The sequence below is a fragment of the Patescibacteria group bacterium genome (assembly GCA_018896645.1).
Taxonomy (GTDB): Bacteria; Patescibacteriota; Patescibacteriia; order UBA2591; family JABMQE01; genus JAHIMF01.
Genome location: JAHIMF010000023.1, coordinates 1 through 13,077 on the forward strand (window position 1 = coordinate 1; position 13,077 = coordinate 13,077).

General features: G+C 43.0%; 8 protein-coding genes and 1 rRNA gene. All 9 read right to left on the reverse strand.

Going from position 1 to position 13,077, the window contains the following annotated elements; genetic code table 11:
- Positions 1 to 824: ribosomal RNA gene (locus tag KKD20_01545) — 23S ribosomal RNA — on the reverse strand; the annotation flags it as partial.
- A gap of 368 nt (positions 825 to 1,192) precedes the next feature.
- The gene (locus KKD20_01550) at positions 1,193 to 2,245 is read right to left on the reverse strand and encodes a type IV pilus twitching motility protein PilT (GenBank protein MBU4331791.1); all 1,053 of its coding nucleotides are present in this window, start codon (positions 2,243 to 2,245) and stop codon (positions 1,193 to 1,195) included.
- A gap of 34 nt (positions 2,246 to 2,279) precedes the next feature.
- Positions 2,280 to 2,972, reverse strand: a complete 693-nt coding sequence (rnc, locus tag KKD20_01555; GenBank protein MBU4331792.1) for a ribonuclease III — start codon at positions 2,970 to 2,972, stop codon at positions 2,280 to 2,282.
- Between the two features lie 166 nt (positions 2,973 to 3,138).
- On the reverse strand, positions 3,139 to 3,558 hold the full coding sequence (gene nusB / locus KKD20_01560) for a transcription antitermination factor NusB (protein ID MBU4331793.1): 420 nt from the start codon (positions 3,556 to 3,558) through the stop codon (positions 3,139 to 3,141).
- A gap of 76 nt (positions 3,559 to 3,634) precedes the next feature.
- Positions 3,635 to 3,835, reverse strand: coding sequence for a 50S ribosomal protein L32 (rpmF, locus tag KKD20_01565; protein MBU4331794.1), 201 nt, complete (start codon positions 3,833 to 3,835; stop codon positions 3,635 to 3,637).
- Between the two features lie 84 nt (positions 3,836 to 3,919).
- Complete coding sequence (locus KKD20_01570; protein MBU4331795.1) at positions 3,920 to 5,119, reverse strand: ABC transporter permease; 1,200 nt, start codon at positions 5,117 to 5,119, stop codon at positions 3,920 to 3,922.
- Positions 5,120 to 5,122: 3 nt separating this feature from the next.
- Complete coding sequence (locus KKD20_01575; GenBank protein MBU4331796.1) at positions 5,123 to 6,460, reverse strand: ABC transporter ATP-binding protein; 1,338 nt, start codon at positions 6,458 to 6,460, stop codon at positions 5,123 to 5,125.
- A gap of 27 nt (positions 6,461 to 6,487) precedes the next feature.
- Positions 6,488 to 12,688: a fibronectin type III domain-containing protein gene (locus tag KKD20_01580; GenBank protein ID MBU4331797.1), complete on the reverse strand. Its 6,201-nt coding sequence runs from the start codon at positions 12,686 to 12,688 to the stop codon at positions 6,488 to 6,490.
- Between the two features lie 76 nt (positions 12,689 to 12,764).
- Positions 12,765 to 13,077, reverse strand: a 313-nt coding sequence (locus KKD20_01585) for an integrase core domain-containing protein (protein MBU4331798.1), incomplete at its 5' end; no start/stop codon positions are given.

The window sequence follows — 13,077 nt, forward strand, 5'->3', positions numbered from 1 at the left end:
CCGCGATATGCGGGACGAAATCAGAAATCCGATATACGGGCTATTAACCCTCGCTTTCACTATGGCTCCACTCCAAACGGAGATTAGCCAAGCCGCATAGAACAAACTCGTTGGCTCATTCTTCAATAGGCACGCTGTCACCCCGGTAAACCGGGGCTCCAGCTCCTTGTAAGTATATGGTTTCAGGTACTATTTCACCTCCCTCACCGGGATGCTTTTCACCTTTCCCTCACGGTACTTGTTCGCTATCGATCTTAAGAAGTATTTAGTCTTAGGTCATAGTCGACCTGGATTCCCGCGGGATTTCTCGTGTCCCGCGGTACTTAAGATATGTTGCAGTAAAGCTATAACCCCTTTCACTTACAGGGCTATCACCTGCTCTGGCGGAGCTTTCCAGCTCGCTTCAATTAGGGAAAGTTATAATTTGTATCTTTACCTTTCTTTGTCTAGGAAGAAAACGCAACTATCTTGCAACTCCAATAAAACATATGGTCCTAGAACCTTCTAATCCAGATAGCAAAAAGCTAACTGAATCGCAGTTTTACGGGTTTAGACTCCTCCCCTTTCGCTCGCCACTACTCAGGGAATAAATATTTTTCTCTTTTCCTCCGGCTACTAAGATGTTTCAGTTCGCCGGGTTGTCCACTCACTGTCCTATGTGTTCAGACAGCGGTCGTCCCGACTTCATCGGGACGGGTTTCCCCATTCGGAAATCCTCGGGTCAAAGGTTGCTTGCCACCTCGCCGAGGCTTATCGCAGGCTGCTGCGTCCTTCATCGTCTTCTTAAGTCAGGGCATCCACCATATACTCTTAATGAGATTTTCCCACACTTTTGATTTCAAAAGTGTTTTATCTTATTTCGCCAATTGCAAAAGCAAAATAAGATTTTATTTAATTTGATTTATTTAATTGTTAAAGTTCAGATTGGAAAGCAACATTTTGAAACATATTCTAAACTTTTTTATGCTCCCAAATTCTGATTCCCAATTTATACAACCAAAAAACCGCCTTTAAGCGGTTTCGCAACACTTAAAAATAGCTAGTGCGTCAACCGCTTATAAATTTATTAATAATTATTATTTTACTCATAAAATATTTAACTTTTTAACCGCTTATATATTATACAGCACTTAAAAATAATGTCAAGATGACATTTTTTGTTTAATATTACGAGACATCTAAAATAAAAAAATTATTTTTTAACTTTCTCCAATAACTCGGGATTTTCCATCTGGGCCTGCGCGACCTCCTTGTTAATCATCTCATTGTCATATAATCTTTTTAAATCCTGGTCCATGCTAACCATTCCTTCCTTAATGCTTGTTTCAATTACGGTTCTAATCTGGGCTATTTTATTTTCCCGGATTAAATTAGCGACCGCCGATGTGTTAAGCAATATTTCGCGGGCGGCTATGCGTCCGCCTTTTATTTTAGGCAATAAGCGCTGGGATATCACGCTGGCTAAAACCATAGACAGTTGCAAACGAACTTGATTCTGCTGATGCGACGGGAATATGTCAATAATGCGGTCAACGGTTTGGGCCGCGCTGTAAGTATGCAAAGTCGCTAAAACCAAATGCCCGGTCTCGGCTAAAGTTATGGTCGTGGCAACGGTTTCCAAATCGCGCATTTCCCCGACCATAACCACGTCAGGGTCCTGCCTTAAAACATGTTTTAAGCCGTTAGCAAATGTTTGAATATCACTTCCTAATTGGCGCTGTATAATAACGCTCTTCTTCGGTTTAAATAAATATTCAATCGGATCTTCAAGAGTGATGATGTGGCAGCAGCGATTATTGTTAATATAATTAACCATAGCGGCAAGAGTCGTTGACTTGCCGCAGCCGGTAGGCCCCGTGATAAGGATAAGCCCTTGCTTAAGGCCTAACAATTGATAAACTATTTCAGGCATTCCGATATCTTCTAACGTAGGCATTTTATCGTTAATGACCCTTGCGACTAAGCCGATATTATTTTTTTCATAAAGCAAATTAACTCTGAATCTTGACTTATCTTCTAATTCATAGCTAATATCAAGCTCTCTCTCGGAAATAAATCTTTGTTTTTGATCCTCTGTTAATATTGAAAAAATCATTTGCTCCATCGCTTTTTGCGCTATCGGTTTTTCGCTCTCTATATAAACCAATTCGCCGTCAATGCGCAGCACCGGAGGCAGCCCCACGACTAAATGGAGGTCTGAAGCTTCTTTTTTGACTGCGGCGCTAAAAAGTTCTTTAATATTCATATTTTTGGAAATTATATAATTTATATAAAACAAATTACCAATTTTTTTTCTTCAAACCCTTGCTTGCCGCGTCAACTTGCGCCTCCTGTTTGGAAGAGCCCTTGCCCCGGGCAACCAATTCTTCGCCCAAAAATAAGCCGATTTCAAAAATCTTATCGTGGTCGGGGCCGCTCTCGGATAAAACTTTATAATGAGGCGTGGTGCCGAATATCTCCTGCGCCTTTTCCTGAAACTTTGATTTCGGATCAATATAAAGCTGATGGGATAAAATATAATCAAACTTAGACAATATTTCATTCTTAATGAACTTTTTGGCGGAGCGCGTGCCCTGATCCAAATAAATCGCGCCTATCAGGGCCTCAACCGCGTTGGCTAAAATATATTGGCGCGCTTTTGAATTTTTATCCTTTGCCTCCCCCTTTGATAAATAAATATAATCTTCCAATCCTAATTCGTTCGCCACCTCGGCCAGCATCTTAGAGTTAACCAAACTCGCTCTCCAGTTTGTCAAATCGCCTTCCTGGGTGTCGGGAAAATGATAAAATAAATATTCGGTAACAATTATTTCCAAAACAGCGTCGCCCAAGAATTCCAAACGTTCATTGTGGCCAAGTTTAAAATTAGGATGTTCATTCAAATAAGAGCGATGCACCACGGCTTTAACGAGCAAATCTTGATTTTTAAATTTAACGCCAAGCCGCTTTTCAAACTTAGAAAAATCTCTCATCGTGATAAACAGTAAACAGTAAACAGTAAACAGAACAAATTCTACTCACTCTCCACGGTTTACTATGATTATAAATTATGAATCAGGAATCAGGAATTAGGGCTTGATTTTAATATACTAAATATATTTTTTGCATATTCCATAATTCCTAATTCATTATTCATTCCTACTTTTTCTCCATATCCTTATAAATCGCCCCCAAAACCCCGTTGACAAACTTGCCCGACGACTCCCCGCCAAAAGTCTTGGCGATTTCAATGGCTTCGTTAATGGCGACTTTAGCCGGTATGTCTTTGCTAAAAACCAATTCATAAACGCCGATGCGCAAAATATTGCGGTCAACTACGGTAATTTGCTCCAACGGCCATTCCGTGGCGTATTTGGTGATGTACTTGTCAATTTCAGGCAAATTTTTAATCACCTCTTTAATTATTTTTTCAACAAAGCCGTGGTCGTTAAATATGGGAGCGAATTGGATGAAATTCCGATTGATAATATCCGTTAAATCATTTTCCTGTTTGCCGTTAAAATCCCAACAAAACAAAGTTTGCATCGCGATCGTTCGAGCCAAGTGTCTATTGGACATACAAAAAAGTTAAAAGTTAAAAGTTAAAAGTTAAAAGTGATTTCTATGCCACAATCAAACTTTAAATTTAACTTTTTTATTTCTTCTCTTTTTTAATTTTGCTTTTAATCTTTAAAACTTCACGGCCGTTATAAAAACCGCAAAAGCCGCAGGCGCGATGGGGCAAAAGCGCTTTGCCGCACTTGGGGCATTTGTTTAAAGTTTTCGGCTTTAAAGCGTGATGGGATCTTCTTTGGCCAACCGAACTTTTAGTTCGTCTCTTTTTTGGTACGGACATATTTTGATTTTAGATTTAAAATTTATGATTTAACTGATTTTAGTATAGCTTAAATATTATCATTCAGTCAAGATAAAAACTTTCTTACTTATACCTTAGCGCTTCCAGAGGATTAAGCCGGGCCGCTCTTTTTGAAGGATAAACGCCGGTCAAAAAACCGATTACTGTTGAAAAAACCACGATAACAACCATAAACCAAAGCGGACGATAAAACAAATCAAAGGCCTGGCCGCCAAAATTTTTAGCCAGCGCGTTAATGCCAAGATTGGCGATCTCGCCGCCCAAATAACCGACAATAATTCCGCCGATGCCGCCTAAAAAACCCATTATAATCGACTCAAATAAAAATAACCGCTTAATATCCTTTTTGGTCAAACCGATTGAGCGCATAATGCCGATTTCATTGATTCTCTCAAGCAGCGCGATGGTCATGGTGTTAAACATGCCGATTGCCGAAACAACCAAGGCGACTAAGCCGAATAAGGATAAAATTATTTGTATTATTTTAAAAATCTTATTGGCTTGCTCAATGGTGTCCGATAAAGAAGAAACTAAAAATCCCGAATTAATAATCTCATTTCTGATATTTTCCATATATTCATTTTGCGAAACTTTAACTTTCAGCAAATCATACTTGCCAATCGCCAGATCGCTGATTGTCCGGTTGGGAATGTAGATATAGCTTGTGTCTTCATCTTCAACCACTCCTTTGATTGTGTATTTTTCTTCGCGCTCAACAACTTCCACTTCTTCAAATCCTTCTTCCGATATCTTGGTTAAAAACAGCGACAGCGCGATTTTCTTGCCGATAATTTCATTGGGAGCCAAGTTGAACAGCTGGGCCCCGGCTGAAGAAATAACCGCTTCGCAGCCATTTTCTTTATCAAAAACTTCGCCGTATTGGGGAGTAACGCCGCTTAAGCGAAAAAAAGAAGGATCAACGGCGTAAACCAAGCTGTCTCCGGTAAAATTATTCAATGACATCTGCGCCGACAAGTTCGCCACCGGACTGATTTCAACCACTTCTTTGATTTGGGAAATTTTATTTACGCTTTCTTGGTCCAAGCTTATCAAACCCGATGTTCCGGGGCTGACATCCAGGCTCAATAATGAATCGGCCGTGGTAATCCGGTTTAAAATGACATTCTGCAAGCCATAGCCCAGGGATACCAAAAACAACACCGTGCCGATGCCGACGCTTACTCCCAGGATAGTCAAAAAGGTCCTCATCGGCCTGGTTTTAAACATTCTGGTTGATAATGATAATGTGTCTGTAACGCGCATAAATTATTTATATTTGCCTAATATTAATAATTCCAGCCTTTTAGCCAGTTTTCTCGCGCTCCTCTTGTCCAATCCAACCCCGCCTTTGGCAATAGGCATATCCAATGTTTTTTGGAATATTTCACGATCAATTTTATTTTCAATTCTATTTCTGATAGCGGAATTCATCGTGTTCAAAGAATTTTGATCAGCCAGACTGATGTTAAAAGTGTCAAGCAGATAGCGCCTCAGCTGGCTTGCCTCGTCGTTTTCAGTAATCTGCTTCAATCTTATTTTTTCTTCTTCGGCTTCCAATAATTTTATTTCTTTTATTATGCTTTTTATTTTATCGGCCAATTTAATCGCGGTATTTTTATTCATACCCAAACCGCCTTTATTGATATCGGCGTCAAAAAATTTCGCTATTAAGCCGCTGTCGCTGATTCCTCTAATCAGCAATTCTTCGGTTTTTTTCTCAATTTGTCCAATCTCTTCCGCTGTCATATCAATCAAGGCCTCGGACACGATTTGTTTGGCTTTAAAAGGAATGAGCAAATTGCCTAATTGATTTGAGCTGATGTTTGAGTACGTCCTCGCCAGCAATTCCAATTCTTTGGAAAGCGTAACTTGCTCCTCTTTATTTTTATTAAGCTCTTGGTTAATCGGCTGGTTTGCTTTCGTATCAATAATTATTCCATCTTTCATATAAAAAACCCTATGGGCGTAATTCAAGTGCGCCGGATTATGAGTAACAAGAACAACGGTTTTTTTATGTTTCTCATTATAATTTTTTAACAAATTTAACACGTCTTCGGATGATTTTGAATCCAAATTGCCCACCGGCTCGTCAGCCAATAATATGTCCGGATCATTGATTAAAGCTCTGCAGATCGCCACTCTTTGCTGCTGCCCGCCTGATAAATCGGCCGGCGGTTTGTCCGCCTGCTCTTTGACGCCGAAATGTTCCAGCAATTTCATCGCTTTTCCCGCTCTTTCCGCGCTATCAGCGCCTATCGCGATCTGGGGTAAAATAACATTTTTAAAAACAGACAATGAAGAAATCAAATAATAGGCCTGAAAAATCATGCCAATTTTCATTTGGTGGATCGATTCTATTTCTTTATCGGAAAGATTTGACAAATTTTTATCGTCCACGTAAATATCGCCTTGGATGTTCGTTTCCAATCCCGCGATAGAATAAAGCAAAGTTGACTTCCCGCAACCCGAGGGGCCGAAAAATATGACAAACTCGCCCGGATATATTTCCAAATTTATATTTTTCAACGCGTAAAACTCATTGCTTTTGCCCAAGCCGTATACCACATTCAATTTTTTAATATTTATTATCGGCTTTACCGGCATAAAAAATATTATATTATTAAATAAATTTTAACGGCTTAACTTGCTTACCCAGCCGAAAGTTTGTTCCATATTCTTCATAATGATTTGGAAAACCGTCTCTTTCTGCCTGGGAATCAAAATGGTGTAGACTTTGGAAAGCGCCACGTTGCCGCCGGAATCAATGCTTTCCGCCTTGAACCTATAAACCGAACCTGGCTCAAATTTGGTGATTACCGCCACATGTTTTTTCGTGTAATTGCTGTCCAATTGTATTGATTCAGTTAATTCATCCTGCGAACCGATTCCTTTTTGGTAATAAACGCGGGTGGTGGCCGGCTCGTTGGTCAGCCAGGAAATAATGGTTTGCACTTTCACTTCCTTACCGGGAGAAATGGCCGAATTGGTCTGCACCTGATAAATAAGCGGGGGCAAATCATCTTCGCTGGTAAAGAAAGTCGGTATTAATTTGTTGATTGTGTTGCCTGAAATATCATTGCTTGACAGCTCTATTTCATAACCGACTCCGGCTTCAAAATCATCAACGGCAATCTCGTGGATGGTGGTAAAAGCCGAATCGGTTTCTGTTCTGGCTTCATCCACGGCTAAAACATTATTCCTGTAAGGAATGTACTTAATTTTGGAATTTGATTCAACGGTGGTAACCCATTGGAAAATCGCTTCTTGGCCGGATACTTTTTTAACGGTATAATTTTGGATTTCCAAAATCTCTTTTTCCGTGGTAAAGGTAAAATCTTTTGATTTGGAAACAGGCCCGACTGTCGGCTTGTTTCTTAGTTGGTAATGATAAACGGTTTCCGGCTCAAGGTTATAGATTGTCACTAAATGATTTTTTGTTTTAGCGTCAACATTGCCGGTAACCTGAATATAGGGATTTTCTTTGGCCGGATCATACTGGCCGGCTGAAGCAATGGCAACGAGGGAATTCGCTTCTTTATCCGTCTGCCAGGCAATGGTTGCCGATTTGGGAGCAACCGTGATTTTCGGCTCGCCGCTCATCACCGGCGCCGGAATGATATTGGCCAGTTTGTCAATGGAATCCTGTTGGAATGACAAAATCCGCTCCAGGCTGGCTATGGAAACTTGCGAAGCGGCGCGGTTAAAAATGTCCATGGCCTTTTCCGCGATTTGCTTTAAAATATTTTCTTTTTCCGCCAGCGCTTTTTCTTTTTCTTGGTTCGTCTGCGTTAATTCCTGCAGCCTTGCTTCTTGGTTAGTCAACTCATTAATAAACAGCGCGGTAATAAACGTTTTGTCTTCGGACACGCCGACATTGCCTGAGGAATCGGCCGAGGTGGCGCGGAAATGATAAATAGCCGAAGAATTAAGCCACTTAAGGGTTATTCTATGAGACTTGGTATTATCGCGTTTTCCATAGGAAGAGTTATTATAATTTAAGTCCGCGCCGTATTCCACAAAGCTGTCGCTGTTTTCATCAGTGTTCCATGTGATTACGGCGTAATCGCTGCCGGTTGATTCTACGTTAACCTTTGAAATAGCGGGCGTAGTTTTATCCACTATAATTTCTTCTCCTTCTCTATTTACAAATTTTTCCACTATTTTTTCCACTATTTTCTCAATCATAAGTATGCCGCCTCCCGTTGTCGGAGTAGCGGAATCCTCACCCTCCGCGTAAGCCGTCGCTTCTCTGGCGACTACCGCTGATTCTTGCGACAGGGTTTCCAGAGTGGCAAAGCTGTATTCCGCGCTGGTGGCGGTATTGGAATTGGCATCCGCGGAAACGACATGGTAATAATAGGTTGTGTTTTGCGTCAAGCCGGTTAAAATAACGGCATGGCTGCGGTCCAGAGCGGTTGTGCTGGAACTGGTCGTGTAAGTTCCGCTGGTCGTGCCGTATTCCACTTTGCTAGTAGCGGCTTCATTGGTCGTCCAGTTTATGACGGCTTTAATATCCATAATCGGATTGGCGTTGGCATTGCTTATGGTCGGAGCGGTTACGTCGTCGCTGTCGGTGGTGTTTAAAGTATAGCCGGCTCCGGTATTGTCGTCCGTTCTCAGGTTGTAGTTGCTGTCCCAGCTTTTGAGACGGAAATAATAAGTTGTGCCCTTAGTTAAGCTGGACAAAGTAATTGATTGGTTGATATTCAAATTGGTATTGCTTGTTGAGCTGGCGTAGCTTGTATCCAGGCCGTATTCAACTGTGGAGGTAGCCAATTCGCTGGTCGTCCAGACGATCCTGGCCGAGGTGTCGGAAAGCACTGTTGCGTCCGTCGCTTCGGTGAAAGTGATTGTCGGAGCGGTCGTGTCCGAAGTGGTGGTGAAAGAATAATATTCGCCCGCGTTATTGTCTATGGAATCTCCTGATTTAATATAATAATAATAAATCGTGTTGGCGCTTAAGCCGCTTAGAGTTACCGAATGGGAAGTTACCGAAGAAGCGCTGCCCGTTTCGGTGGTGTAGGAAAAAGCGGTGGTGGTGGCGTAAACGATGTAGGAATTTGCGGCGATGTCGGTCGTCCAGGAAATTACCGCCGAGCTGTTTTTAATATCCGAGGTGGAAGTGGCCGAGATGATCGGGCCCGAGGGAGTGGTCAACATATAGCCATTAACGCCGTATGTGCTGGTGGCGATGTTGGAGTTGACATCGGTTGATCTGACTTGAAAATAATAATCGGTAGCCGGAGTCAGGCCGGTTAAAGTAATGCTGTGTTGCCCCACGCCAGCGGCGGTGTTGAGCATTGAAGTTGAACCCTTGTACGGAGCGCCGGTAAAATCGCCTCCGGTTGAAGTGATATAATCCACTCGGGAATCGGAGAGTTCGTCGGTGTCCCAGGTGATGGTGGCCTGCGTGGAATAGACGCTGGAAGTAGCCACGTTGGAAATTGCCGGGGCGGTCGTTTCGATGCCGCCGCCGCCTTCGCCTGCGTCTTGAACGCCGTTGGCCTTGCCGCTGACCGCCGAGGACAAATAGGAAACGTTGCTACTGTTGTCTTTGACGGCAACTTTGTAGTAATAAAGCGTGTCAAAACTAGCCGAGGAATCTCCGTAATAATTAGTAGCTCTGTCGGCAACCGCGGCAAGCAAGCTATAGTTAATTCCATCGGTTGAGCGGTAAACCTCGTATTGGCTGAAGCCCGGAGCCGGGTCAGCCGCCACTTTCCAGGCGACAAAAAGGCGGTATTCAGTCAATCTTTCCTGAACATTGGAAGTGTCCTGCACCATCATCGCGGTTGGCGTTTCCGGAGTTGTAGCCGAAACTATGCTGGAAGTGTTGCCGTAGGCGTCTTTAAACTGGACGTATACCGTATCAGGATCGGTCGCCAAAGAAATGGTTGATGCTGAATTATAAGCCTGCCAGCTGGCGCCGCTCAAATCGCTGTTCAAAGAAATTTTCATTTGCAGGCTACTGTCGTCGGAAGCGGATAATGCCAACGCGGCCAGCGTGGTGCTGGCAGCCACGGCTATGCTGGCGGAAGCCGGATCTGTCGTATCTAACGTAAAGGCGGTCGTGGTTGAGCTGGCTGTATTGTTGGCCAAATCCACGTCATCAACTGTCACTTTGATTTTGGCTGTAGTTGAATATTGCCCGTCAATTTGAGTTTTAGCTGTCCATGTTAAATTATGGGTGGTATAACTCACTTCTGCTACTGTTTTTGTGGTAGTGGCGTTAGCAGACAACCCGGATGTAATAGCTGTCCATGTGCCGCCATTATTAAGCGAATATTCAAATGAGGGAGTAACGCAATTAACGCAAGAACCAGTTGTAGTATCAATATCCCTGACTGAATAGCTAATATTAACTAACCCCGCGCTATCTTGAGACGCTGTTGGAGCGGCTTCAAAATCAGGCGGCGCGTTAACGACATAAGTTAAGGCAATATCGGAAAGCGTCGGGGTGTTTGCTCCCGTTGATGTTAATTCCACTTTGTACTGTATCCATTGGTCGCCCGCGCCGTCTTTCATTCCTGTAGGTATCGTAGACGCCGTGCAAGTTACTGTTGTAGTATTTTTGCTACAAACGGAAGTGATATAGCCGGCGGCCGTGGTTGAAGCTATTTCTGTCCAGTCCGTAGTTGCTATCAAAGCGGAACTGGAGCTAGCGCGCAAAGAAATTGTTATGCCCGTGCCTGTTGGAAGAGTGGTGTCTTCGTTCCAAATTACTCCCGCAACTACATTTGAAGAGCTTTCTGTGTTGTAGGCGGAGGAGGTTACGGTTTGGGAAGAAAAAGGATAATAATTGTAACCTATGGTAATATCTGTCAAAGACGGGGTAACGGATGTGTCTGAAGTGGTAAAACTCACCTTGTAACGCAGATAACGGTTGTTGTTCAAAGAGGATGGAATATCTCCCCCTGCTCCTGTAACATTCTCCAAATCAACATAATTCCAGGTTGCGTTATCGTTGTTAGCGGCTACCTGAATAGTCATAGTAGTATTGGCTGGCTGGCTTGTCGGGTTCCAGGAGAGACTCTTCTCAAAATCCCCTGCAGCGCCTACGTCTATGGTCGCGGATTCAAAAGTGCCGGAGGAAAAATATGGATAAGCTGGCAAAATACTTTTTGTTACAGTACCAGAAGAGCCTACTACTCCGTCTTGCGCTAGACACCCATCTCCTCCAGCTCCACCAGAAACGGTAAGTGTGCCAATAATCAAACCGTCATTATCTTGAAGATTTAAAACACCGCCACCTCCGCCATTACCGCCAGTTCCCGAGGAACATGTCGGAGCATTACCACCTTTTTCTCCATAAGATTGGATTAAACCGTTGTTTGTAATATTATTTAACGCTTTAATAGTGATACGGCCACCGCCACCGCCACCGCCACCGCCCGGATAGGAAACATTCGTTCCAGCCCCTCCATTTGCCGTAATGGAACCATTATTAACAATATCATTATAAAATGTTTGAATATTAATTCTGCCTCCACTACCACCACCGCCGCCTGACGACATACCATTCGTAATAGTTTGATTAGAGCCACCGTTGGCCTGAATAACGCCTGTTGAATTAATGGTTATTATACCAACACTTTTTATGATAATACTTCCCCCGCCAGCGCCCCCGCCATTGCCAGCATAGTAATTGTTATACCCACCACCTCCGCCACCTGAGCCACCTGAATTTTCTGTATCATAAGTCACCCCGCCAGCGCCACAATTATAATCTGAAAGGCAACCGCCCCTACCGCCAGCGCCACCGAAACCAGCACCTCCGCTGGCTTTGTCAAACCCTCCGGCTACTCCCCCGCCAGCGCCCCCGCCTGAGGTATCGCTATTACCGCCGTTTGAGCCACCTGCTATACCAATACCCCCAGTAGCACCACTACCATTTCCACCGTTAGCTGAAACGGTCCCGCTCACCGTTACTGCGCCTGTTGCTAAGAGAGTAATATAATTTGTCCCAGTAAAAGTTAGAGTTGTACCTGAAGGAATATTAATTGTTGTAAAATTAAAAGTACTTTTTGTAGTAGTATTAATGGTGCACGTTGAACCTGCCCAACTCATTCCCGTGCCATTGCAACCCCCGGCGCCACTGCCTAATGATAAATCAAGCGTCCCGTCAACGCCAGTACCAGCAATGACGACATAACCTAACCGCACGCTTCCTTCTGTTCCGGTTCCGGATACAGCAGTTGACGCAAAAGTCCCCGCGTTAAAATCCGTATCCGTAGTCTGCGTCATAGAACCTGACGCAACCGAAAGCTTAACTTCTCCAGCCGTGGCAGTGTCAATTTCCGCGTCTTTGGCCGAATATTTTGTCCAGCCGGACTGATTATTTGTGTGGTCTGGATAAACTCCTCCATCCAATCCGCCGGACCAGCTTGTTTGATTCCAGGTATATGTCGCGGCCCTGGCAGCCGGCTGGTTATTTAAAAATATTGTCGCGCTGATCAGAGTAATTAATAAAATAACGGCTGTAACGTGCTGCCAGTGTTTTTTAAAGGGCCATAATAGCTTCTGCTTGATTTTAATCAAGTCAATCCTCAGGGCATAGCCGAAATAGAGCGGCAGAATAAGGCGCGGCTTGGCTCTTTCTTTTCTTTTATCGGTTTTATTTTTTGTTTCTATAATTTTAATTGTTGATTTGCAACATTTTACAGCGCTTTTTGCCTGCTTAGCCAGCCGGCGCGCTTGTTTTGCGGAAAATAAAAACATGGCGGCAAAATACTGTCTCCCGTTATTGAACAAGGTTTTATATTTAATTTTAGTTAAGAAAATCTTTAAGAAGATCTTCTTGTTGGAATAACCGGCTTTTTTTCTTTTTTTCATGGGGATTTACCAAAAATACAAAAAAATAATAAGCGATAAAAACTTATTAACACATGATATAAAATCCATGCTGATATTATAACACATTTTTAGTGATTATTAAAAATATGTACGATTGCATAGTCAAGGTTACCTTTTCAAGAGGTATTATGTATAAAGAATTAAATAAAGAACCGGCGATTTTTTGCGCCGGCGTCAGCCGGTTCATGCCATAACCGCCATGGCGGCGCTGCTCATTGTAATATACCAGCCATTGCTGTAATTTGTAATCAATCAAGTTGATATCATCATAGAAACCGCAGTATTTCCAGAAAAACTCATTTTTAACAGTGCGGTGGAATCGTTCAATCTTGCCGTTTTGCTTTGGCTGATGCGCCTCATTAACAATA

What these genes read in the sequence shown, in the direction of transcription:
- KKD20_01550 (MBU4331791.1), bottom strand. Translation starts at nt 2,245, where the DNA reads ATGAATATTAAAGAACTTTTTAGCGCCGCAGTCAAAAAAGAAGCTTCA.
- rnc (MBU4331792.1), bottom strand. Translation starts at nt 2,972, where the DNA reads ATGAGAGATTTTTCTAAGTTTGAAAAGCGGCTTGGCGTTAAATTTAAA.
- nusB (MBU4331793.1), bottom strand. Translation starts at nt 3,558, where the DNA reads ATGTCCAATAGACACTTGGCTCGAACGATCGCGATGCAAACTTTGTTT.
- rpmF (MBU4331794.1), bottom strand. Translation starts at nt 3,835, where the DNA reads ATGTCCGTACCAAAAAAGAGACGAACTAAAAGTTCGGTTGGCCAAAGA.
- KKD20_01570 (MBU4331795.1), bottom strand. Translation starts at nt 5,119, where the DNA reads ATGCGCGTTACAGACACATTATCATTATCAACCAGAATGTTTAAAACC.
- KKD20_01575 (MBU4331796.1), bottom strand. Translation starts at nt 6,460, where the DNA reads ATGCCGGTAAAGCCGATAATAAATATTAAAAAATTGAATGTGGTATAC.
- KKD20_01580 (MBU4331797.1), bottom strand. Translation starts at nt 12,688, where the DNA reads ATGAAAAAAAGAAAAAAAGCCGGTTATTCCAACAAGAAGATCTTCTTA.